Source organism: Rhodococcus sp. DK176, assembly GCF_038447315.2.
Taxonomy (GTDB): Bacteria; Actinomycetota; Actinomycetes; order Mycobacteriales; family Mycobacteriaceae; genus Rhodococcus_F; species Rhodococcus_F jostii_A.
Window position 1 is genome coordinate 7,840,549 of record NZ_CP118321.2, and the last position, 23,512, is coordinate 7,864,060.

The 23,512-nt window shown below is 70.9% G+C and carries 19 protein-coding genes; 3 read left to right on the top strand and 16 right to left on the bottom strand.

The window, feature by feature from the left end; translation table 11 throughout:
- On the top strand, window positions 1–1,005 hold the full coding sequence (gene meaB, locus PSR88_RS36580; protein ID WP_011598910.1) for a methylmalonyl Co-A mutase-associated GTPase MeaB: 1,005 nt from the start codon (window positions 1–3) through the stop codon (window positions 1,003–1,005).
- Here meaB and PSR88_RS36585 read toward each other — a convergent pair.
- Window positions 994–2,031: a nucleoside hydrolase gene (locus PSR88_RS36585; RefSeq protein WP_009480500.1), complete on the bottom strand. Its 1,038-nt coding sequence runs from the start codon at window positions 2,029–2,031 to the stop codon at window positions 994–996. The genes meaB and PSR88_RS36585 overlap by 12 nt on opposite strands.
- The gene (locus tag PSR88_RS36590; protein ID WP_029537779.1) at window positions 2,028–2,495 is read right to left on the bottom strand and encodes an OsmC family protein; all 468 of its coding nucleotides are present in this window, start codon (window positions 2,493–2,495) and stop codon (window positions 2,028–2,030) included. Before PSR88_RS36590 ends, PSR88_RS36585 begins: the two co-directional genes overlap by 4 nt.
- A gap of 90 nt (window positions 2,496–2,585) precedes the next feature.
- On the opposite strand from PSR88_RS36590, the gene PSR88_RS36595 reads away from it, so the two are divergent.
- Entirely contained in the window at window positions 2,586–3,215 is a 630-nt protein-coding gene (locus PSR88_RS36595; protein WP_011598912.1) for a maleylpyruvate isomerase family mycothiol-dependent enzyme, read from the top strand.
- On the opposite strand, the gene PSR88_RS36600 is transcribed toward PSR88_RS36595, so the two are convergent.
- The 11 genes from PSR88_RS36600 to PSR88_RS36650 form a co-directional block, all read right to left on the bottom strand.
- Window positions 3,199–4,506, bottom strand: coding sequence for a CoA transferase (locus tag PSR88_RS36600; protein ID WP_011598913.1), 1,308 nt, complete (start codon window positions 4,504–4,506; stop codon window positions 3,199–3,201). The genes PSR88_RS36595 and PSR88_RS36600 overlap by 17 nt on opposite strands.
- 100 nt (window positions 4,507–4,606) lie before the next feature.
- The gene (locus PSR88_RS36605) at window positions 4,607–5,467 is read right to left on the bottom strand and encodes a hypothetical protein (RefSeq protein WP_011598914.1); all 861 of its coding nucleotides are present in this window, start codon (window positions 5,465–5,467) and stop codon (window positions 4,607–4,609) included.
- A 4-nt stretch (window positions 5,468–5,471) separates the two neighbouring features.
- Entirely contained in the window at window positions 5,472–6,560 is a 1,089-nt protein-coding gene (locus tag PSR88_RS36610; protein ID WP_011598915.1) for a hemolysin family protein, read from the bottom strand.
- Window positions 6,553–7,923, bottom strand: a complete 1,371-nt coding sequence (locus PSR88_RS36615) for a hemolysin family protein (RefSeq protein ID WP_011598916.1) — start codon at window positions 7,921–7,923, stop codon at window positions 6,553–6,555. The genes PSR88_RS36610 and PSR88_RS36615 overlap by 8 nt, the downstream gene beginning before the upstream one ends.
- Before the next feature lie 305 nt (window positions 7,924–8,228).
- A complete protein-coding gene (locus PSR88_RS36620; protein WP_009480507.1) occupies window positions 8,229–9,665 on the bottom strand; it encodes a GuaB1 family IMP dehydrogenase-related protein in 1,437 nt (478 codons plus the stop codon).
- A gap of 3 nt (window positions 9,666–9,668) precedes the next feature.
- Window positions 9,669–10,547, bottom strand: a complete 879-nt coding sequence (locus PSR88_RS36625) for a DMT family transporter (RefSeq protein ID WP_016880355.1) — start codon at window positions 10,545–10,547, stop codon at window positions 9,669–9,671.
- A 5-nt stretch (window positions 10,548–10,552) separates the two neighbouring features.
- Window positions 10,553–11,950 carry a DEAD/DEAH box helicase gene (locus tag PSR88_RS36630; protein ID WP_342338887.1) on the bottom strand — a complete coding sequence of 466 codons (1,398 nt, stop codon included), beginning with the start codon at window positions 11,948–11,950 and terminating at the stop codon, window positions 10,553–10,555.
- A 96-nt stretch (window positions 11,951–12,046) separates the two neighbouring features.
- Window positions 12,047–13,498: an NADP-dependent phosphogluconate dehydrogenase gene (gene gndA / locus PSR88_RS36635; RefSeq protein ID WP_009480510.1), complete on the bottom strand. Its 1,452-nt coding sequence runs from the start codon at window positions 13,496–13,498 to the stop codon at window positions 12,047–12,049.
- A 152-nt stretch (window positions 13,499–13,650) separates the two neighbouring features.
- Window positions 13,651–15,549 carry a DEAD/DEAH box helicase gene (locus PSR88_RS36640; protein ID WP_011598919.1) on the bottom strand — a complete coding sequence of 633 codons (1,899 nt, stop codon included), beginning with the start codon at window positions 15,547–15,549 and terminating at the stop codon, window positions 13,651–13,653.
- Between the two features lie 225 nt (window positions 15,550–15,774).
- Complete coding sequence (locus PSR88_RS36645; protein ID WP_009480512.1) at window positions 15,775–16,728, bottom strand: M56 family metallopeptidase; 954 nt, start codon at window positions 16,726–16,728, stop codon at window positions 15,775–15,777.
- A 26-nt stretch (window positions 16,729–16,754) separates the two neighbouring features.
- Window positions 16,755–17,168, bottom strand: a complete 414-nt coding sequence (locus PSR88_RS36650) for a BlaI/MecI/CopY family transcriptional regulator (protein ID WP_005246077.1) — start codon at window positions 17,166–17,168, stop codon at window positions 16,755–16,757.
- A gap of 175 nt (window positions 17,169–17,343) precedes the next feature.
- On the opposite strand from PSR88_RS36650, the gene PSR88_RS36655 reads away from it, so the two are divergent.
- Window positions 17,344–19,932 (top strand): phosphatidylglycerol lysyltransferase domain-containing protein, encoded by a 2,589-nt coding sequence (locus PSR88_RS36655; protein WP_016880357.1) that lies wholly within the window; start codon window positions 17,344–17,346, stop codon window positions 19,930–19,932.
- A 6-nt stretch (window positions 19,933–19,938) separates the two neighbouring features.
- Here the strand turns inward: PSR88_RS36655 and PSR88_RS36660 are convergent, their stop codons facing one another.
- The 3 genes from PSR88_RS36660 to PSR88_RS36670 are packed head-to-tail and all read right to left on the bottom strand — an operon-like array spanning window position 19,939 to window position 23,341.
- Window positions 19,939–20,772, bottom strand: a complete 834-nt coding sequence (locus PSR88_RS36660) for an ABC transporter ATP-binding protein (RefSeq protein WP_009480514.1) — start codon at window positions 20,770–20,772, stop codon at window positions 19,939–19,941.
- Window positions 20,769–21,875: a FecCD family ABC transporter permease gene (locus PSR88_RS36665; protein ID WP_029537786.1), complete on the bottom strand. Its 1,107-nt coding sequence runs from the start codon at window positions 21,873–21,875 to the stop codon at window positions 20,769–20,771. Before PSR88_RS36665 ends, PSR88_RS36660 begins: the two co-directional genes overlap by 4 nt.
- Window positions 21,872–23,341, bottom strand: coding sequence for a FecCD family ABC transporter permease (locus PSR88_RS36670; protein ID WP_016880358.1), 1,470 nt, complete (start codon window positions 23,339–23,341; stop codon window positions 21,872–21,874). The genes PSR88_RS36665 and PSR88_RS36670 overlap by 4 nt, the downstream gene beginning before the upstream one ends.
- Window positions 23,342–23,512 lie beyond the last annotated feature (171 nt).

Below are 23,512 nucleotides of genomic sequence, written 5' to 3' on the forward strand. Positions count from 1 at the left end.
ATGGGGCGCCCTCCAGTCGACATCGATGCCCTCGCCCAGGCCGTGCACAACAATCAGCGCGCCGGCCTGGCGAAGGCCATCACCCTGGTCGAGTCCACCCGGACCGACCACCGTGAGGCGGCGCAGCGGCTGCTGCTCGAGCTGCTGCCGGAATCTGGGAAGGCGCACCGGGTGGGTATCACCGGTGTGCCCGGCGTCGGGAAGTCCACGTTCATCGACGCGCTCGGGATGCACCTGATCGGGCAGGGGCACCGGGTCGCGGTCCTGGCCGTCGACCCGTCGTCGACGCGCACCGGCGGGTCGATCCTCGGCGACAAGACGCGGATGGCGCGGCTGACCGTCGAGAAGGACGCCTACATCCGGCCGTCACCGACGTCGGGCACGCTCGGCGGGGTCGCAAAGGCGACCCGCGAGACGATCGTGCTGCTCGAGGCCGCCGGATTCGACGTGATCCTCGTCGAGACCGTGGGCGTCGGGCAGTCCGAGGTGACGGTCGCGAACATGGTGGACTGCTTCTGCTTCCTCACCCTGGCCCGCACCGGCGACCAGTTGCAGGGCATCAAGAAGGGCGTCCTCGAACTCGCCGACCTCGTCGCCGTCAACAAGGCGGACGGCAAGCACGAGCGGGAGGCGAAGGGCGCCGCCCGGGAACTCGCGGGTGCACTGCGGCTGATCTACCCGCACGACGCCGTCTGGACGCCGCCGGTGATCACGATGAGCGGCCTCGAGGGCGTCGGTCTCGAGGACTTCTGGGACACCGTCTGCCGGCACCGTGAGGTGCTCACCGCGGCCGGGCAGTTCGAGGAGAACCGGCGCCGCCAGCAGGTGGACTGGACGTGGACGATGGTCCACGATCAGCTGCTGCGCCGGCTCGCGTCCAACACCCGGGTCAAGGCGATCCGCGGCGAGGTCGAGCAGCGGGTGCGGGACGGTTCGCTGACGGCGGCGCTGGCCGCCGCCGAGATCCTCGACGCGTTCGACGGCACCGACGCGTCAGCCGACTGATTTCGCGAAGCGCCCGACCCGGTCGACGAGATCGTCGAAGAACGCGGCCGGGTCGGTGCGCACCGCGATGTCGACGTTGGGTTCCCGGTTCCAGTGCCCCACCCAGTCGGCGACCGTGGTGCCCCGGGTGAGCCGGCCGTGCAGTTCGACGTCGACGGTGGCCGGACGGGTCCTCGTGATCGCCGGGTTCAACGCCACCGCCGCCGCGAACGGATCGTGCATGTGCGCCAGGAAACCCTGGTCGTGGGTGCGGTGGAAGTCCATGTAGAAGCGGATGGCGTCGGACAGGTGCCGGATCACCGGGTTGGACGCGGTCGAGCGCACCTGCGGCCCGTCGTCGGGGGAGATGATCTCGGCCGGTGTGCTGCCCGCCGCCTCCGCCAGCCGCCGGACGTGGTCCGGTGTCATCTCGATCGTCTCGGTGACGTCCAGTCCGCACAGGATCGGGCGCCTGCCCGCCGGCAGCCCGGAGAACGCGTCGAACACCTCCTTGGCCGCCTCCGGGTCCACCGACACGTTCCACTCGCTGGTGGGGGTGGTGTTGCCGGGGTGGTTGAACGCCCCGCCCATCACGACCAGGCGCCGCAGCAACCGGGGCAGCTCCGGTTCCTCGCGGATCGCGAGGGCCAGATTCGTCAGCGGTCCCGTCACCAGCCCGGTCAGCTCGCCGGGGTGGGCGCGAACCAGATCGACCCACAGGGTGGTGGCGTCCCGCTCCGACAGCGACCGCCCGGACGGGGGGAGGACGGCGTACCCGATGCCCTGGGGTCCGTGCGTGTCCTCGGTGGTGCGCAGCGGGCAGTCCAGCGGCACCCGGGCGCCGAGCGCCACCTCGATGTCGGGTGCGCCGCACAGGGCGAGCCAGTTCAGGTTGTTCGCCGCGACCTGCTCGACGGGCACGTTGCCCGCGGTGCTGGCGATGCCGACGATCTCGGCCTCCGGACTGGCCAGCAGGTACAGCAGGGCGAGGGAGTCGTCGATGCCGGTGTCGACGTCCACGATCAGCCGGTGTGCGGGGGCGCTCATGCGACGCGCACCGCCGGACGGTGCCGGACCGGGAAGTTGACCGACCGGGCGATGAAACACTTCTCGTGTGCGCGGGTGTGCAGCTGTTCGGCGCGCGCGACCATCGACCCGTCGGCGACGGTCACGACCGGCGCCAGCACGACCTCGGTGAACTCGCCCGCCCCGTCCGGGTGTTCGACCATCGTGCCCGTCGGGTCGTCCCGGTAGTCGACGACGACCACACCGGCCGCGGCGGCCAGCCCCAGGTACCACAGCATGTGGCACTGCGACAGCGACGCGACGAGCAGTTCCTCCGGATTCCAGCGGGTGGCGTCGCCGCGGAACGACGGGTCCGCGCTGCCCGGCAGATCGGGTTTCCCGGCCGCCGCGATCACGTGGTCGCGGTCGTAGGCGTCCGGGCCCGCCGTTCCCGCGCCGCGGTTGCCGGTCCAGGTGACCGTCAGCGTGTAGTCGTGTGTGCTCACCCGACCATTCTTCACGGCCGCGCGATGAGTTTCGCCGGCGGGCACGGTCTGCCTCCGTAGGGCACGACACGGCGACCGGAGGAGACGGACATGGCACGGGACACGGCACCGGACTGGGTCGCTGGGGAGCGGCGCGACCTGGCGTCGATGCTGGCGGGACTGACGCCGGAGCAATGGGACGCGCCGTCGCTGTGCGCGGGGTGGCGCAGCCGGGAGGTGATCGCGCACATCACCATGCCGTACCGCCTGTCGACGCCGCGGATCCTGCTGAAGATGGTGAAGGCGCGCGGCAACTTCAACCGGATGTCGGACGCGCAGGCCCGCGAGGACGCACGGACCGTGACCGCCGACGCGCTGCTGCACACGCTGGAGGAGAACGTCGCGCACCCGTGGAAGCCGCCGGGCGGCGGCTTCGAGGGGGCACTGTCCCACGACGTGATCCACGGTCTGGACGTGTCGGTGGCGCTCGGCCTGGGCAGGCGGGTCCCTGACGACCGCCTCGACCGGGTGCTCGGCGGCGTCGGCCCGAAGCACGTCAAGTACTTCGGCACCGACCTGACGGGAGTGCAGCTGACCGCGGACGATCACCCCTGGACCTTCGGTGCGGGTGCGCCGCTGCGCGGTTCCGCCCAGGACCTGCTCCTCGTGCTGTGCGGTCGCCGGTTGCCGCCGGGACATCTGAGCGGGGATCCGAGCGCACGGTTCACAGCGACGGGCTGAGCCCGGGCCAGGAGGGGGCGTCGCCGCCCCAGGGCCGGGCCGGGAACGGGTAGTCGTCGAATTCGGCCAGGGCGGGACGGGCGGTCACCAGGTCGCCGTGCGCGGTGAGGCAGCGGGGCCCGGGCATGGCGGGCGGCGGCGGATCCTCGGATCGGCCGTCCGCGGTCAGCAGCCACGCGCCGGTGCGGGCGAGTGACACGTCGACGGAGCGGCCGCGTCCGTCGACGTGCCCCGCGGCGACGGCGTCGACGATGCCGGCGGCGAGCAGATAACCGGTGGCGTGATCGAGTGCCTGCGCGGGCAGCGCACCCGGGGTGTCGCCGCCCTCGATCGTCGCGATCCCCGACGCCGCCTGGACGATGCTGTCGAAGCCGCGGCGGCGCGCCCACGGTCCGGAGCCACCCCACGCGCACACCCGTCCCCGCACCAGATGGCCGGGGGCGTCGTCGAGCAGCCCGTCCAGTGCGCCCGGACGGTACCCGGTGACGACCACATCGGCCTCGGCGAGCAGGCTGCCCCACACCAGCCTGCCGTCCGCGGACCGCACATCGAGCAGCGCGGTCCGCTTGCCCTGCCCGGTGTCGAGGTGCTGCACGACGATCTCGGGGATCGACGGCGGATCGATCCGCAGCACGTCGGCGCCGAGCAGCGCCAGCGTGCGGGTGGCGACGGGGCCGGCGATCACCCGGGTCAGGTCGAGGACCTTCACCCCCGCCAACGGCCCCGAGCCGGGCACCCGGTGGGAGCGGTGCCGTGTCCGGGGACGGGAGCTCTCGGCGTGCACGACGGTGGAGACGAGGTCGCCGGACGCGGCGGCCGCCCCCTGCGCGCTCGCCGCCCACTCCGCCGCGGTCCGCACGCGCACAGCGATGGCCTGCGCCGCGGCGGCACGGTCCTCGACGTCGGCGGCGGTCAGGCGCCCGATCCGGGCGGCCACCGCGTCGCGGCCTGCGTCGTCCGAGAGGGCGAGTGCCGCCAGCAGTCTCGTGCGGTGATGCGGGTAGTTGGCGTGGGTCCGCACCCAGCCGTCCGACGCCGCGAAGAACCCCGACAGCTCCGCGAAACCGGACACCGGGGCCCCTGACACCCGCAGCAGCCGGTCGCTCGCGAACGAGGCGGCGATCCGCTCGGGATCGAGCCGCCACGACCGGGGGTCGCGGCCGTGCGCGCTGTCGTACCGGTCGACGGCGCCGGTGAGCGCGGCCACCGAACCGGCCGCCAACGTGAGCACGGGGAGGCGGGCCGCCAGGTAGTTGCCGGGGTCGCCGTAGTCGATCACGGTGGGGATCATCCGGGCACCTGCACTGTCATATCCGCGCCGTCGATGGTGGCGGCCGGCAGTTCGGTCTGCGTGACGATCTCGGAACGGTAGCGGTCATAACCCGGGAGAGTCATGGGCTCACGGTAGCGAGCAACCGGTTGCACCGGTCGCGCACTGCGGCACGAAGCGGTGCGGCGCGGTCGGCCAGCGCCGACTGCTCCCGGACGTACTCGGCGCGGCCGTGCGGGGTCTCGATCGGGATCGGGGTGTACCCGTAGGCGGTGAGGTCGTACGGGCTGGCCCGCATGTCGAGTTCCCGTGCGGCGAGCGCCAGCTCGAAGCAGTCGACGGTCAGGTCCGAGTCGATCATCGGCGCCAGCTTGTAGCAGAACTTGTACAGATCCATGGACGCGTGCAGGCACCCGGGCTGTTCCCGCCCGAGCTGGTCTTCGCGGGTCAACGGCTCACTGTTCCGCGGTTCGGCGGCCGGGGTGAAGAACCGAAACGCGTCGTAGTGGGTGCACCGCAGGTTCAGCGACTCCACCACGGAGTCGGTGCCGCCCGGCCCGAGCCGCAGCGGGACGCTGCCGTGCCGCACCTCCTCGGAGCGGTAGACCATCGCCCACTCGTGCAGGCCGAAGCAGGACAGGTGGGTGGGACGCCCGGCGGTCGCCTCCATCAGTCGTGCGGTGAAGGCGACCGTGTCCGAGCGGCGCTGCAGGAATTCGGGGTCGACGGTGACCCCGCGGTCGGTGCGGTGATACCCGCGGAGTTCGGCGTACTCCTGCCCGTCGGCGAGGACCGTTCCCCACCCGGGGTGCCAGCGCAGCAGCTGATTCGGCCGGTAGCTGTAATAGGTGAAGAGGAAGTCGATCACCGGGTGGGTCTCGCCGCGTTCCCGGCGCTGCAGGTGCGGTCCGATCAGCGCGGACACCCTCGCCCGGTGCCGGTCGCGGCGAGGGATCCACTCCGACGCGTCCAGAACGTCCATCCGATCAGCTCGTTCGCTGTCCCGGATTGACGCCGTTGACGCGGTGGGTGCCGTCGCGGACGGTGCCCACGTATTCCTCGACGAGGTCCTCGAGGGCGACGATGCCGACGATCTGCCCGGACGCGTCCGCCGCCGCCCCCAGGTGGGAGCTGGCACGCCGCAGACTGGCCAGGGCCTCCGCGAGGGGGGTGGTGGTCGACATGCGCGGCAGCGGACGGATGTCCGACCGCGGGATGACGGTGTCGGGTCCGGCCTCCTCGTCGAGGATGTCGTCGAGCACGTCCTTGAGGTGCAGGTACCCGACCAGTGAGCCGTCGTCGGCGCGCACCGGGTACCGGGAGTACCCGGTCTCGACGACGGCCTGCTCGATGGCGCCGAGCCGGGTGCCGCCGTCCGACAGGGGGATGGTCCGGGCCTTGTCGAGGGGGATCATCACCTCGCTGACCGTGCGGTCGGTGGTCTCCAGCGCCTGGGTGAGCCGGCGGTGTTCTTCCGCGTCGATCAGTCCCTCGGATCGGGATTCGCCGATCATCTCGGACAGCTCGACCGCCGACACGGTGACGTCGAGTTCGTCCTTCGGTTCCACCCGCAGCAACCGCAGCGTCAGGTTGGCGCACAGGTTGTAGAAGGAGATCAGCGGGCGGGCCAGCTTGATGAACAGCAGGTGCACCGGGACCAGCAGCATCGCCGTCCGCTCCGGGCCCGCGAGCGCGATGTTCTTCGGCACCATTTCACCGAGCAGGATGTGCAGCACCACGATCAGCGCCAGCGAGATGGTGAACGCCACCGGGTGCAGCAGCCCGGCGGGCAGGCCGACCGCGTGGAGCGGCACCTCGAGGAGATGCGCGATCGCCGGTTCGGCGACCTTGCCGAGCAGGATCGAGCAGATGGTGATGCCGAGCTGCGCGGCCGCCAGCATCAGCGACAGGTTCTCGCCCGCCGTGATCACGGTGCGGGCGCGTTTCTTGCCCTGCGACTCGAGGGCCTCGAGCCGGTCGCGGCGGGCCGAGATCAGCGCGAACTCGGCGCCGACGAAGAAAGCGTTGCCTCCCAGCAGCACGAAGGTCAGCAGCACACCGAAGAGGTTACTCATCGTCGTCCTCCTCGCTGTCGGTGTCGCCGGTCTCGTCGGGCTTGGGGGTGAGCAGCACCCGGTCGATGCGCCGGCCGTCCATGTGGGTCACGGTGGCGACCCATCGGCCGCCGGGGTCGTGTGCGCCCTCGGGCAGTGGCAGTTCCACCTCGTCGCCCTCGTCGGGTATCCGCCCGAGCTCGGTGAGGACGAGTCCGCCGAGGGTTTCGTACTCACCCTCGGGTGCGGTATAGCCGGTGGTGTCGGAGACCTCGTCGACGCGGAGGAGCCCGGAGCAGGACCAGCCGTCCCCGACCCGCTGGACGTCGATCTCGGATTCGTCGTGCTCGTCGCGGACGTCGCCGACGATCTCCTCGATCAGGTCCTCCATGGTGACCATCCCGGCGGTGCCGCCGTATTCGTCGACGACGAACGCGACCTGCATGCCGTCGGACCGGATCCGCTCCATCAGGGCGTCACCGTCCAGGCTGGAGGGCACCACCGGGACCTTCTGGGCGAGCGAGTTGAGGCGGGCGGTGCGCCGGCGGTGGGCGGGCACCGCGAACGCGTGCTTGATGTGGACGACGCCGACGGCGTCGTCCAGGTCGCTTTCGACGACGGGGAAGCGGGAGAACCCGGTGCGGGAGGCGGTGTCGATGAGGTCGGCGACCGTGTCCGTGGTGGACAGGGTCACGATCTTCACGCGGGGGGTCATCAGTTCCTCCGCGGTGCGTTCCCCGAACCGCAGCGAGCGGTTCACCAGCAGCGCCGTGCCCTTGTCGATGGCGCCGCGCTGCGCGGACGTCCGCACGAGCGACCCCAGCTCCTGCGGGGACCGCGCCGACCGCAGTTCCTCGGCCGGTTCGATGCCGAGGCGTCGCACCAGCCAGTTCGCGGTTCCGTTGAGCCCGTTGATGGCCCACTTGAAGATGAGCGAGAACGCCGCCTGCATGCCGGCCGTCGCGCGTGCGGTGGGCAGGGGGTGGGCGATGGCGAGGTTCTTCGGCACGAGTTCGCCGAACACCATCGAGAACGAGGTCGCGAGGACGAGGGCGATCACCAACGACGTTGCCGCGGCAGCGGATTCACTGAACCCGATCGCGGACAGCACCGGGGTGATGAACCGTGCGAGGACCGGCTCGGACAGGTAGCCGGTGATCAGCGTGGTGATGGTGATGCCGAGCTGCGCCCCGGACAGCTGGAAGGACAGGGTGCGGTGGGCGTGCTGCACCTGCCGGGCCCGGCGGTCACCGTCGCGGGCGTGCGAGTCGACGGTGCTGCGTTCGAGGGCGGTGAGGGAGAACTCGGCCGCCACGAACAACGCGGTACCTGCGGTCAGGGCGAGAAAGCCGAGGAGGGCGAGAATGCTGAGCGCGATGTCCATGTGTCATCGCCGCCGAGCTGAGGAACGGGGGTCGCCGGGTTTGTCTCCCGGCTCGCTAGAGGAGCCCTCCGAACCGGCGGAATCGGAGTCCGGTTCCACGGAGCAGGAGGCGACGGCACTCCCGGAGACGGCGGGTGGGGCGCTTGCTTCGTGTGTGGGTGCCGCGGGCACCGGAGTCCTCTCGTTCGGCCTCGACGGCCCGGACGGGTCCGGCGCCGAGAATGGTGTGGTTGAGCGACCCATGATACCGGTGGATGTCCGGTTCCGTGGAACAGGACACCCACCGGCGCATCAGGACGCGGTCGTCACCAGCCGGCCGGCAGCGGGCGGCCCTCGGCGAACCCGGCGGCGGACTGCACACCGAGAACGGCCCGCTCGTGCAGTTCCGCCAGCGTCCGTGCGCCCGCGTAGGTGCAGGTACTGCGCACACCCGAACAGATGTGGTCGATCAGGTCCTCGACGCCGGGGCGTTCCGGGTCCAGACGCATCCGCGAACTCGAAATACCCTCCTCGAACAGGCCTTTCCTGGCCCGGTCGAACGCGGTGTCCGTGGCGGTGCGCGCCGCGACCGCACGCTTGGAGGCCATGCCGAAGCTTTCCTTGTACGCGTTGCCGGACTGGTCCACCCGCAGGTCGCCGGGCGACTCGTAGGTGCCCGCGAACCACGATCCGATCATCACGTTCGACGCGCCGGCGGCGAGGGCGAGGGCGACGTCGCGGGGGTGACGGACGCCTCCGTCGGCCCACACGTGCGCGCCCATCGCGCGGGCCTGCGTGGCGCATTCCTCGACGGCGGAGAACTGCGGCCTGCCCACCCCGGTCATCATCCGGGTGGTGCACATCGCGCCCGGCCCGACCCCGACCTTCACGATGTCGGCGCCCGCGTCGATCAGGTCCCGGGTGCCTGCGGCGGACACGACGTTGCCGGCGACCAGGGGGACACCGAGGTCGGCCTTCTTCAGTGCGCCGAGGACGTCGATCATCTTCTGCTGGTGGCCGTGTGCGGTGTCGACGACCAGCAGGTCCGCGCCCGCGTCCACCAGGGCGCGGGCCTTCGCGGCGACGTCGCCGTTGACGCCGACGGCCGCGGCGACCCGCAGCTTCCCGTTGCCGTCGACGGCGGGCTGGTAGATGCCGTCCCGGATGGCGCCGGTGCGGGTGAGGACCCCGGCGAGGGTGCCGTCGGGGTGGACGATCACGGCGAGGGAGTCGTGTTTGCCCTCGAGGAGTTCGAACACCTCCCGCGGCGACGCGGAGTCGGGGGCGGTGACGAAGTCGGTGAGCGCCACCGAGCGCAGTCGCGCGAACCGGTCGACGTCCGTGCAGGAGCCCTCGGTGACGACGCCGACGGGGCGGTCGTTCTCGACGACGACCACGGCGCCGTGCGCCCGCTTCGGCAGCAGCGCCAGGGCGTCGGAGACGGCGGCGTCGGGGCCGAGCGTGACCGGGGTGTCGGCGACCAGGTGCCTGCTCTTGACGAACGACACGGTCTCCGCGACGGCGGGCGCCGGAAGGTCCTGGGGGAGGACCACCAGACCGCCGCGGCGGGCGACCGTTTCCGCCATCCGGCGTCCCGAGACCGCCGTCATGTTGGCGACGACGATCGGAATGGTGGTGCCCGACCCGTCCGAGGTGGCCAGGTCGACGTCGAATCGGGAGGTGACCTCGGTGCGATTCGGCACCAGGAACACGTCGTCGTACGTCAGGTCATAGGGAGGGCGATGCCCGTCGAGGAACTGCACATGTCAGGACGATACCGGGGAAGTTGCGGTGGTGTCGGATGTCCGCTGGGCCTGCGACCTGGACAGTCCGATCGTGGCCACCAGCATCACCGCGACCGCGCAGCCGACCACCACGAGTCCGGGGCCCGCCACCCGCAGCCGCTCGTCGAGGACGGTCATGCCGAGGAACACGGCGGCGAGTGGTTCGGCGATGGTCAGCGCGGGCAGCGACGCGGACAACGGTCCCACCTGGAAGCCGCGCTGCTGCAGGTACACCCCGACCAGGCCGGCGGCGACGAGCGCCCACGCCTGCCAGCTGCTCAGCACCGCCCACAGCCCGCGGGGCACCAGTTCGACGACGTACTTGGTGAACGCGACCGCCACCCCGTACAGGATGCCGCCCGCCCCGCCGAGCAGCAGCGCACGCCATCCGGGGTCGATCTTCGACATCCCCGCGGCGGCCGCGACCGCCACCACCGCCAGGAGGATGCCGAGCGGCAACACCCATTCGCGGAAGGGGGCGTCGATGTTGCCCTCGGTGGGGTCGCCGATCACCAGGAAGATCGCGAGCGCGACGGCCAGTGCGACGGCGAGGGCCCAGGTGGTGCGGCTGAGCCGGTACCCGGAGAACTTCGCCGACAACGGCAACGCGAACAGCAGTGCCGTCACCAGCAGCGGCTGCACCACGAGCACCGATCCGAGCGCCAACGCCACCGCCTGCATCGCGTACCCGCCGCCGTCTCCGACGAAGCCGGCCCACCAGCGGGGACTGCGCAGCAGGGTGGTCATCAGCGCGGCGTCCTCGGGGACGGCGGACGCCGCGCTCTGCTGGGCGACCGACGCGCACGCGAACAGCAACGCCGCGATCAGTGCGCACACGATCGACGCGAACGGCAGGGACATGCCTCTCAGTGTGCCCCGCGGTTGCGGTGTCCGTGCGGAGTTGACGCAGGTCCGGGTTTCCGGCCGCGTCGGGCACCCGCCCGCGGTGCCCCGCCGTCCCCGGGGCGGCCGCGGCGGCCCGGGCGACCCCCGGTGTCGTGCGCCTGCCTGCCCTTCTTCGGGGTGTCCTGCGCCGGTGCCCGGGTGTCGGGCGCGGGGACCGGCTTCCCGGTGGGGGGGCGGGCGCCGGTGATCTCGGCCAGCACCGTGTCGCCGGGCCGCACCCGCACGCCGTCCACCTCGATCCCGGCCTTGCGGGTCAGCTTCTCGACCTCGGCGCGTTCGTCCTCGGTGACGAGGGTGACCACCACGCCGGACTCGCCGGCGCGGGCGGTGCGGCCCGCGCGGTGCAGGTAGTCCTTGGGGTCGGCCGGGGGGTCGACGTGGACGACGAGCGAGATGTCGTCGACGTGGATGCCGCGCGCCGCCACGTCGGTGGCGACCAGGACCGGGGTGGTGCCTTCGGCGAACGATTCGAGGGTGCGGGTGCGGTTGTTCTGCGCCTTGCCGCCGTGCAGGGCGCCCGCGGAGATGCCCGCCTCGTGGAGTTGCTGCGCGAGCCGGTCCACCCCGTACTTGGTGCGCACGAACATGAGGGTCCGACCCACCCGTGAACCGATATGTGCCACAACGGATTTCTTGTCGACCCGGTCGACGAACAGCAGGTGGTGGCGCATGGTGCTCACCGACGCCGTGACCGGCGCCGTCGAGTGGGTGACCGGGTCCCGCAGGTACCGGCGGACGAGGGTGTCGACCTCCCCGTCGAGGGTCGCCGAGAACAGCAGCCGCTGACCGTCCGCCGGGGTCTTGTCGAGGATCGTCGTGACCTGCGGCATGAACCCCAGGTCGGCCATGTGATCGGCCTCGTCGAGCGCCAGTACGGTCACGTCGTCCAGGGACACCGACCCCTGCGCCACGTGATCGGCGAGGCGTCCCGGCGTCGCGATCAGCAGGTCGACCCCCCGCGACAGGATCTCGACCTGACGTTTGATGGGGATCCCGCCGACGACGTTCGCCACCCGCAATCCCACGGACAGGGCCGGCTCGTCCAGCGCCCGCTCGATCTGCAACGCCAGTTCACGGGTGGGCACCAGCACGATGCCGCGGGGGAAGCCCCGCCTGCTCGCGGCGCCCTTGAGCCGCACCAGCATCGGCAGTCCGAAGGCGAGGGTCTTCCCGGACCCGGTCGGCGCGCGGCCGAGGACGTCGCGGCCCGCGAGGACGTCGGGAATGGTGGCCGCCTGGATCGGGAACGGCGCCCCGATACCGCTGCGGTCGAGGGCGTGGGTCATCACCGCGGGGAGACCGAGCGCGAGGAACGTCTCACCCACCGGTGCGGGGGAGGAGAACTCGTCGTCGGGCATATCGAGAAGGCTACCGCCTCCGAGTAGGGGCCTCCGACGCCTCGGCCGTGACGTACCCGCGGTACGTCACGGCCGGGGACGGGCAGTGTGCGACGCTCAGGCCTGCACTTCGCTGCGGTCACCGCTCCAGAGGGTGTGGAACTTGCCCTCCGCGTCGACCCGCTCGTAAGTGTGGGCGCCGAAGAAGTCACGCTGCCCCTGCGTGAGGGCCGCGGGCAGCCGCTCCGCGCGCAGCGCGTCGTAGTAGGACAGCGACGACGCGAAAGCCGGCACCGGAATGCCCAGCAGCGTGGCGGTGGAAACCACCCGGCGCCAGCTGTCGATGGCCGTCTCGATGGCGTCCCGGAAGTACGGGGCCAGGATCAGGCTCGGCAGCTTCGGGTTCTCGTCGTACGCATCCTTGATGCGGTTGAGGAACCGGGCCCGGATGATGCAGCCGCCACGCCAGATGGTCGCGAGGTCGGCGGGGTGCAGGTCCCAGTCGTATTCGGCGCTGCCGGCCGCGATCTGATCGAATCCCTGCGCGTAGGCCACGACCTTCGACGCGTACAGGGCCTGCCGGATGTCCTCGGTGAACTGGGCGGCATCGGTGGGCTTGTCGGCGAGGACGCCGGACGCCAGCCCGACCGCGGCCTTGCGCTGCTCGCGGGACCCGGACAGGGCGCGGGCGAACACGGCCTCGGCGATCCCGGTGACGGGGACACCGAGGTCGAGCGCGGACTTGACGGTCCAGCGGCCGGTGCCCTTCTGCTCGGCGGCGTCGACGATCACGTCGACGAGCGGCTTGCCGGTCTTGGCGTCCTTCTGCCGCAGCACCTCCGCGGTGATCTCGACGAGGTAGCTCTCGAGGTCGCCGCCGTTCCATTCGGTGAACACGTCGGCGATCTTGTCGGCGTCGTAGCCGAGGGCGGACCCGAGCAGGTTGTACGCCTCGCCGATGAGCTGCATGTCGGCGTACTCGATGCCGTTGTGCACCATCTTCACGAAGTGGCCGGACCCGTCGGGGCCGATGTGCGTGCAGCAGGGGGTGCCGTCGACCTGGGCGGCGATCGACTCGAGCAGCGGTCCGAGGGCCGCGTAGGACTCCTTCGGGCCGCCCGGCATGATCGACGGACCGTTGAGCGCGCCCTCCTCGCCGCCGGAGATGCCGGCGCCGACGAAGTGCAGGCCACGCTCCCGGAGTGAGGCCTCCCGGCGGATCGTGTCCGTGTACAGGGCGTTGCCGCCGTCGATGATGATGTCACCGGGCTCCATCGCCGCGGCGAGTTCCTCGATGACGGCGTCGGTGGGGTCGCCGGCCTTGACCATGATCAGCACGCGGCGCGGCTTCTGCAGCGCGCCCACGAACTCCTCGATCGTCTCGGTGCGGACGAAGTCGCCCTCGCTGCCGTGCTCCTCGATGAGGGCGTCGGTCTTGGCGATGCTGCGGTTGTGCAGCGCGACCGTGTGACCGTGCCGGGCGAAGTTGCGGGCGATGTTCGAGCCCATGACGGCCAGTCCCGTGACGCCGATCTGGGCGCGGGCACCCTCAGTGTTGTCGATAGTCATGGATACAGCATTCCCTCTCGCTCGGCGGTAGTGAAATCGGCGGCTACGAAAAGCTCGACCGCCTAAGCCAAACATACGAAGGCCGGCCGTCGCACATGCGACGGCCGGCCTTCTCTCACACTTCGATATTCGGTTGTCGGATCAGCGATCGATCAGCTGCGGCGCTCACGCCGCGGGCCGTCGAAGCCGTCGTACGAGCGACGCTCCGTGCGGCTACGGAACCCGCCACCGGTCGTCGCCGCGGGGCGACGCTCCGGCGTGGCCGCGGGGCGGCGATCGTCACGGCGGTCATCCCGGCGATCGTCGCGACGGAACCCGCCTGCCGCACCGCGGTTGTCGCCGAAGTCGCGGCGGGGTGCGCTGCGGTCGAAGCTGCGCTCGCCGGTTCCGCGGTGGCTGTCGCCGCGGTCGCCGAAGTCGCGGCGCGGTGCGGTGGTGCCGCCGCCGTACTCGCGTCGGGGTGCGCTGTCACCGAAGTCGCGGCGCGGGGCCCGATCGGTGAACGTCCGGTTGTCCCGGTCGCCGCGGTAGCCGCCGCCACGGTTGTCACCGTCGCGCTGCGGGCGGTCGCCGCGGTAGCCGCCGGACCGGTTGTCGGTCTGGTCGCGGCGCGGGCCACGACCCTCGAAGCTGCGACCACCCGACGGACGGTCGCCGAAGCTGCGCTCACCACGGTCGCCGCGGTCGTTGCGATTGCCGCGGTAGCCGCCGCCGTCGCGGCCGGCATATCCGCCCTCACGGCGGGGTCCGCGGTCACCGAACTTGCGGTCGCCGCCACGCTCGCCGCGGGAGTAGGTGTCGCGCACCGGTTCTCCGCTGGGCGCCTTGGCGCCGGTGATGCTGGCCAGCTTCTCCGAGCCGGGGGTGACGGGCACGGCGGTGGCGTCGACACCGGCCATCCCGGTCAGGCGGCGGAACGTGCGCTTCTGGTTGGGGAGCACGATCGCGACGACGGTGCCCTTCTCGCCTGCACGGGCGGTCCGGCCTGCACGGTGCAGGTAGTCCTTGTGGTCGGCGGGCGGATCGACGTGCACGACCAGGTCGATGCCGTCGACGTGGATGCCGCGGGCGGCGACGTCCGTCGCGACGAGCACGGGGGTGCGGCCGTTCTTGAACCGTTCGAGGACACGGGTGCGCTGGTTCTGCGCCTTGCCGCCGTGCAGCGCCTCGGCGGCGATTCCCACCGCGCGGAGGCGGTCGGTGATGCCCTCGCAGCCGAGCTTGGTGCGGGCGAACATGATCGTGCGGCCGTCGCGGGCACCGATCTCGGCGAGGACGTTGTCCTTCTGGCCGCGGTCGACGAGGAGCACGTAGTGCTCCATCGTGTCGACGCTGGCGCGACCGTCCTCGGTGGAGTGCTGCACGTGGTCGGGCAGGAACTGGCGGACCAGCGACTGCACCTCACGGTCCAGGGTGGCCGAGAACAGTAGACGCTGGCCGTCGGCCCGGGTCTCCCCGAGGATGGCCCGCACCTCGGGGAGGAAGCCCATGTCGGCCATCTGATCGGCCTCGTCGAGCGCGGTGATCTCGATGGAGTCGAGGATGCAGGTGCCCTGCCGCAGGTGGTCGTTCAGCCGGCCGGGGGTGGCGACGAGGATGTCGACGCCGCGGCGCAGCTGGTCGACCTGCTTGCTGAACGGGGTGCCGCCGACGGCGGGGCGGACGGTCAGTCCCATGGCCCCGGCGTACGAGTTGAGGGAGTCGACCACCTGGAACGCGAGTTCACGGGTGGGAACGAGCACCAGTGCGCGGGGACGCTTGGGTGCGGGCCGGTCCTCGTGCCGGGACAGGCGGGTGAGCATCGGCAGGCCGAATGCGAGGGTCTTGCCCGATCCGGTCTGTGCGCGGCCGAGGACGTTGGTGCCGGCCAGCGCGTCGGGGACGGCCAGCGCCTGGATCGGCGACGGGACGGTGATGGAGTTGCGGGCCAGGGCCTGCACCAGGGGTGCGGGCAGGCCGATCTCGGCGAACGTCACGGTGGCGTTCTGGTCAGGGGTTTCGGTCTCGGTCTGCTCTAGTGGGGCAGACGTCGTCTGGACAGCGTTGGTCACGCAAATACCTCTCCGGGCATAGGGCGCGTCGCGGAGCGGGGGCTGTCATGCAGCACGCACAAAGGGACGAGCCAGGGCACATGTCACCTGGTCAATCCATTCGCGGAAGTGCGGGGAATTGGGCTGTGTGCCGTTTCAGTGTTGATGGGCCGCAGTGGCGACCGTCGACCAGTGTACGCGACGGGGCACCCGGTTATCGAACCCGGCGGGGTGTGAGCTGGGTGACTACACGGCGCTGAACAACCGGCTCAGCTCGGTGAGCCAGGGGACGGCGACGGCGATGGTCGGCACCACGAGGATGGCCACCGACGCGGCGTAGGCGGCGAGAGCCACGGGGGTACCCGCCTCCGTGGAGGCCAGGCGCTGTACCCGCAGCAGGGTGCTGGGACCACCCGCGGCCATGGCGCCCTTCGGGGCGATCGACCCCGAACAGGCGACGAGCGCGCGGGCCAGTGCGGTCGGCCCGGTGGCGCGGACGGCGGAATCGTCGGCCAGCATCTCGACCAGCAACTGCACCGACCCGAGCGCTGACTTGCTGCGCACGACGGTGGGGAAGGCGGCGTTGACGGCGGTGAACGCCTCGAGGACGAGGTCGTGCCGGGCCCGCAGATGGGACCGCTCGTGGGTGAGGATCGCGGTGATCTCCGCGTCGTCGAGGTTGGTGAATGTGCCCTGGCTCAGCACCACCCGTTGACGCAGACCGGGCAGGCAGTAGGCGATGGGCTCGGTGACGTCGAGGACCCGCAGGTCCGGGGTGCGGGCGAGCGGCGACGACGAGTCGCAGCGGTCGAGGAGGTCGACCAGCATGCGGTGCCGGGCGCGTCGGCGCCGGGTGCGGACCCCGACCTGCACGATCGCGAAGATCAGTTTGGCGCCGACGAGGAGGGTGAGCGCGAAGACCACCACGTACAGCAGCCACAGGGGCAGGCCCAGGGCGTCGATCTCGGCGACCGGCGCCGTGGTGGGGCGCCCGTCCGGTCCGGGGACCAGGAGCTGGCTGGCGATCGCGAGGCCCGAACTGAATGCGGACAGAACTGCGGCGAGGGCGATTGCCTGCCACAGCACGAGTGCTGCTCGGGGGGCGCGATGCGGCCATCGGGCACGACTCAACAGCGCAGGGACAGGCCCTGCGAGAAGAAGTGCGAGTACTCCGAATACCAGCGCGGTGGTGGCGTCCATGTCCTACTCATCATGCATGACGAACGTCAGCCGGCGCGAACGGTTCCCGACTGATTGTCTCCGGTGGACCGCTCCTTGGCCTCGAGCGCGGCGAGGGCCTCGCGGAGCGCGTCGGCCTCGTCGGCGCCGACCTGGCCGACGAAGTGCACGAGTGCGGCGGCGCGGCTCCCGGACTTGTCGGCCTGCTGCAGTGCGTCCACCATGAGGCTCGCGACGAGCTCCTCGCGCTGGTGCACCGGCAGGTACCGGTGGGCGCGGTCGTCGCGCTGCTGAATGACGAGGTGCTTCTTCGCCAGTCGCTGGAGCACTGTCATGACAGTCGTGTACGCGAGTTCACGGCGTGCCGCCAGTGCCTCGTGTACCTGCCGTACCGTCTGCGGTTCCGAAGTGGACCACAGGTGATCCATCACTGCGCGTTCGAGTTCGCCGAGTCCAGCCATAAACCGATTCTACGGATACGACGACGCAGATACGTACTACTGGTAGTAGTAAAACTGCGCCACGGCGTGTGGTATTGGCCATACTCCGAAGGGGTGGATTACGGTCGGGTTGGCAGCGGCCGACCCGCCGGGCAAGCGTTCGTTCTCGACATCGCGGAGAGTGGGGACCTGGCGGATGAAGACCGACGACAGCGCGGCGACCGGGCACGGTGCGGCGTCCAGGGTCAAGGGTCAGACCGGGCGGGCAGCGGAACGGGTCCGGGGCGGGGTGCGGGGCGCACCGATCAGCATGGCGCTGCTGGTCGTGATCTGGATCCTCGCGATCGCCACGTCCAGTGTGATCAGCGGCCCCTCCCACGACCTGTCCCAGCACGTCGCGATCGGGATCCGGGCGTTCCAGAACGGGTGGGTGTGGACCCTGTTCACGGCCGGGCTGTGGGGCGACGACATCCTGGCGTACCTGTCGACGACCGTCCTCGTCCTCGTGGCGGCCGCACCGCTGGAACGCCGCATGGGGTCGGCTCGGTTCGCGCTGGCCGCGGTCGCCACCCAGGTGCTCGGCGGGCTGCTCGCACTGTCGGTGGCCGCCGTCGCGAAGGTCGTCGACGCGAACTGGGGTTTTCGGCTGCACGTGGGCATGGCCGTCGGACCGAGCACGTGGATCGTCGGTGCCGCGATGGTGGCCAGTTCGAACATGGGCACCCTGTGGCGTCGGCGGATCCGCGTCGGCGTCCTCGTGTTCACCATCACCCTGGCACTGTTCAGTGGGTCGCTGCAGGACGTGGTCCGGCTCGCCGCGGCCGTGGTCGGGCTGGTGATCGGCCGCTGGATCGTCGGCCGCTCCGCCCGCGGCGAACGGATCGCGGGCACCCAGCGTGAGGGCCGGGTGCTGGTCGCGATCATCGTGGCGGCCAGTGCGATCGGCCCGATGATCGCGGCGCTGTCCGCGGAGGCGGTCGGACCGCTCGCCGTGCTCCGCGACCTGTTCCGCGGCATCCCCTACACGGCCGGCGAGGTGCGCGACCTGTGCGAGGTGTCGGCGTCGGACCCCGAATGCCGGCGCGGGCTGCTCGAACTGCGCCTGTCCGGGGTCGGGCCGACCCTGCTGAGTCTGATGCCGTCCCTGTTCCTCCTCACCCTCAGCGACGGCCTCCGACGGGGCCGTCGCTTCGCGTGGGTCGCGTCCGTGATCGCGCAGGTGATCCTGCTGGTGCTGTCGCTGCTGAACTTCGCGGTCCGGTTCGTCGACTCCCTCGACGAGGACTCCCTGTTCTACGGTCTCGCCGACCCGAACCTGTACCGGACGCTGGTGCCGTTCCTGACACCGCTGGCGATCCTGATCGTGCTGCTCGCCACCCGGAGGTTCTTCGACGTCTCCGCCCCGGCCGGCACCTATCGGCGGCTGGCCGTCGTCCTGGTGTCCGTCCTGGGCGGGCTCGCCGTCCTCTACGTCCTGGGCGGGCTGTGGGCGCGGAACGGTTTCGACCCCCGGCCCGGCACGACGACCCTGCTCGCCGACTTCCCGGAGCGGCTCATCCCGCCCGTGTACCTGCAATGGCTCGACCCCCGACTGCTGCCGGTGAGCATTCCCGCGACCCTGCTGTACGAGTGGACCGGGGTGGTGTTCTGGGTGGCGGCGTGCGCGCTCGTCGCCGCGACGTTCCTCAGTCCCGCCATCGGAGCGGACTCGGAGTCCGCCGAACGGGCCCGCGCCCTGCTGAAGTCGGGGAGCGGAAGCCCACTGTCCTGGATGACGACGTGGCGCGGCAACAACTACTGGTTCTCCGCCGACGGCACCGGCTACGTCGCGTACCGGGTCCTCGCCGGTGTCGCGCTCACCACCGGCGACCCGGTCGGCCCGCCGGACCGGTTGCGGGACAACGTCGAACACTTCGCCGAGTTCGCCGCCGCTAACGGGTGGATCCCGTGCTTCTATTCGGTGACCGGGGAGGTCCGCGCCGTCACGGACGCCCTCGGCTGGAGCGGCATCCAGGTCGCCGAGGAGACGGTGCTGGATCTGGGGCAGATCGCGTTCACCGGCAAGCGGTTCCAGGACGTCCGGACCGCCCTGAACAAGGCGAAGAAATCGGGGATCACCGCGGAATGGGTCAGCTTCCCCAGCGCCCCGCGATCGATCACCGACCAGATCACCGCGATCTCCGAGGAATGGGTGGCCGACAAGGGGATGCCCGAGATGGGATTCACACTCGGCGGACTCGACGAGGTCGACGACCCCGAGGTGCGCTGCCTGATCGCCGTCGACGAGGACCGCACCGTCCACGGCGTCACGTCCTGGTTGCCGGTGTACCAGGACGGGCGGGTGGTCGGCTGGACCCTCGACTTCATGCGGCGGCGCTCGGAAGGATTCCGGCCGGCGATGGAGTTCCTCATCGCGTCGGCGGCGCTGAAACTGGAGGAGGAGGGGGCGCAGTTCCTGAGCCTGTCCGGCGCCCCGCTCGCCAAGGTCGAGCAACCGGACGGCGACGCCGACGAGCGGGAACGGTCGGAGTCGTCGAGCCTGTCGGCGGTGATGGACAGTGTCCTGGATCTGCTCGGCCGGACCCTGGAACCGGTGTACGGGTTCCGTTCGCTGCTCGCGTTCAAGTCGAAGTTCCAGCCCCGGTACGTGGCCATGCACATGACGTTCGCCGACCCGGCCGCCCTGCCGAGCATCGGCAACGCCGTCGGCAGGGCGTACCTGCCGACGGTGTCGCTGGGTCAGAGTTACCGGTTGGTGCGGACGATGATCGGCGGCAGGCGCTGACGGCCGCTACTTTGTGTCCGGTCCGCCGACCGCGCCGTACACGTGGCGGGTGCCGATCGGCACCACCAGCGGGCGATCGGACACCGGGTCGGCGATGACCGCAGCCTCGAGGCCGAACACCTCGAGTAGGAGTTCGGCGGAGATGATGTCCTTCGGTGCGCCGGCCGCGACGATGGTGCCGTCCCGCATGACGATCAGCTGATCGCTGTAGCGGATCGCGAGGTTCAGGTCGTGGAGCACCATTACCACGGTGCGGCCCAACTCCTCGTGCATCCGGTCCACCAGGTCGAGAACCTCGATCGAGTGCGCCAGATCCAGGTAGGTGGTGGGTTCGTCGAGCAGGAGGATGTCGGTTCCCTGCGCCAGGGCCATCGAGATCCAGGCCCGCTGACGCTGACCGCCCGAGAGTTGGTCGACGGGGCGGTCCGCGAGATCGGACACCCCGGTCAGCGCGAGCGCCTCGGCGACCTCACCCTCGTCGTCGGACGACCATTGCCGCAGCCACGACTGGTGCGGGTGCCTGCCGCGGGCCACCAGGTCGGCCACCGTGAGCCCCTCGGGGGCCAGCGGCGCCTGGGGAAGCATGCCCAGTGTGCGGGCGACGTCCTTGGTGCGCATCGAGCCGATGGCCTTGCCGTCGAGCAGCACCGAACCGTTGCGCGGTTTCAGCAGCCGCCCCAGCGCGCGCAGCAGCGTGGACTTGCCGCAGCCGTTCGGCCCGATCACGGTGGTGATCACCCCGGTCCTCACCTCGAGGTCGAGGTTGTCGACGATGACCCGGTCGCCGTACCCGAGGCTCAGGTTTTCGGCGATCAGTCGAGAGTCAGTCTGCACGGTCATGCCGAGACCTTCCGATTGTTGCGAACCAGCAGATACAGCAGGAATGGGCCACCGAGTGCGGAGGTGACGATACCCACCGGCAGCTCGACGGGCAGGATCGTGCGGGCGACGACGTCGCTGCCCACCACGAGCACGGCGCCGGTCAGGGCGGACGCGATGAGCGGCGGGCCTGCGGACCGCACCAACCGCAGCGCCACCTGCGGTGCGGCGAGCGCGACGAAACCGACCGGACCCGCTGCCGCGGTCGCGATGCCGGCGAGGGCGACGGACATGAGCAGGAGCCGGGCCTGCGACCACTGCAGGCGCACACCCAGCGACACCGCGTTGTCGTCGCCGAGGCGGAGGGCGCCCATCGTGAACGACGAGATCACCGCGTAGCCGCCGACGAGGACGACGGCGATGGTGACGGGCCACACCTGACTCCAGGCGGCGCCGTTGAGGGACCCGTTGAGCCACACCTGGGCCCGCGAGGCATCGTTGATGTCCGCGGAGATCAGCAGCCAGCCGGTGACCGCGATCAGCATGGCGTTGATGCCGATGCCGATCAGGATCAGCCGGTAACCCTCCACCCCGCCGCGCCACGCGAGGAGGTAGATGACCAGCGCGGTGAGCAGTCCGCCGAACAGGGCGGCCAGCGGGATGCCCAGGGTGGCGAGGAGGCCGACGAAGCTGCCGCCGCCGCCGAGGACGATCAGCGCGACCGCGGCGGCGCTGGCGCCGGACGTGATGCCGAGGATGTCCGGGCTGGCCAGGGCGTTGCGGGCGATCGACTGGGTGATGGCGCCGGCCAGGCCGAGGGCCATGCCTATGAACACCCCGGTCAGCGACCGCGGCAGGCGGAGGTCCATGACGATGAAGTTCTGGGCCTTCGTGCCGCCACCGAACAGCACCCGCGTGACCTCGGGGATCGACAGCGGGTAGTCGCCGCGACCGATGTTGAGGCACAGCACCAGGAACAGCGCCACCAGCAGGGCCACGTTCACGGCGATGCCGAGGGGGCGCAGGACCAGGGAGATCGGTCCGAGCCGGAACGCGGGGCGGGCCGGGACGCGGGACGCCGGGGCGGCCCCGAGGTCGGGGCGCACTTCGTCACGAGTGCTCACAGGCTTGCCAACTTTCTGCGCCGAACCAACGCGATGAAGAACGGTGCACCGAACACGGCCAGCACGATTCCCACCTGCAGCTCGCCCGGCCGGACGACGACGCGTCCGATGACGTCGGCGGTCACGAGCATGACGCCGCCGAGGAGCCCGGCGTAGGGGACCAGCCACCGGTAGTCGGGTCCGGTGATCGCCCGCGCGACGTGCGGGACCACGAGACCGATGAACGCGATCGGACCGCACGCCGCGGTGGCCGCACCGGTGAGGAGGGTGATGGCGACGATGCCGAGTGCGCGGCTGGCCGCGATGTTCGTGCCCAGCGATCGTGCCACGTCCTCGCCGAGGCTGAGGACGTTCAGGCCCGGTGTGCTGACGAGGGCGAGGATCAGACCGATGGCGAGGAACGGCAGCACCTGCCACAGCACGTCGAAGCCGCGGCCGGCCACCGACCCGACCACCCAGAAGCGGTAGGAGTCGAGGCTGGACTGGTCGACGATGATGATCGCGTTGGTCATCGCCTGCAGGAAGAACGCGACGGCGGCGCCGGCCAGGGCCAGGCTCAGCGGGCTCGCCGCCCCGCTTCCGATCGACGACAGCCCGAACACGACCACGCTGGCGGCGAACGACCCGGCGAACGCGAACCACAGGTATTCGCTGGGCGCGCTGAACCCGAACAGGTACATCGACAGCACCACGAGGAACGCGGCGCCCGCGTTGAGACCGAGGAGGCCGGCGTCGGCGAGCGGGTTGCGGGTGTGCCCCTGGATGAGGGCGCCCGCGACGCCGAGCGCCATCCCGACGACGAGTCCGAGCGCGGTACGCGGGCCGCGGAGTGTGCGCACGATGATGTCGGTCTGCGAACCGTCCGCATCGAACAGGGCGTGGAAGATCTCCGCGAACGACAGCGGCCGCGCCCCGACGGCGACGCTGGCGAGCAGCACCAACCCGAGCAGGACCACGAGGACGCCCAGCCCGACGAGCCGACGACGCCGGATCGCCGCGACCGACACGTCCTTCTCGCGGACGGTGAAGCCCTCGTCGGACGCGGTGCTCTCCCGCACGACCTCGGTTCCGGAGCGCCGGAACACCCGCTGCAGCGACCGTTTCGGGCCGACCGCGTCGTGGGTGTGGGTGTCGCGGGTGACCAGGCCGACCCAGCCCTTGCCCGAACTCCGGCCGGTGTTGCCTTCGCGGAAACCGCGGTTCCACACGGCCAGTCCGAGGGCGATCGCGACAGCGGCGCCGCCGAAGACGACCCGGTCCGCCTGCCCGCCGCCGTTGTCGTCGCGGAGGGAGTCGACGATGTACCAGCCGAGGACGAGGGGGATGGCCACTATCCCGATGTCGAGCAGTCCCGCGAGTGCCCGGAGGTACAGCGGGGCGGGACCGCGCGGGACGTCGCGCTTCCCGTAGGGCTCGTCGGTCGGCAGGTGCGGGATGTCGCTGCCGAACTGTCTCGTCGTCGTCACTGGCGGGGGAGGCTCCTGACGTGTGTGCCTGTGCACCGGATCTGCACCGAATTCAACTACTTAGGTTACGGAACCCTATCTCTGATGCCACATCCGGCGGGACGCCCCGGGCGTTGCGGTCGGCGGGGGTGCCTCACATCACATGATGTCAACTCTTGATATTTGGTTAGG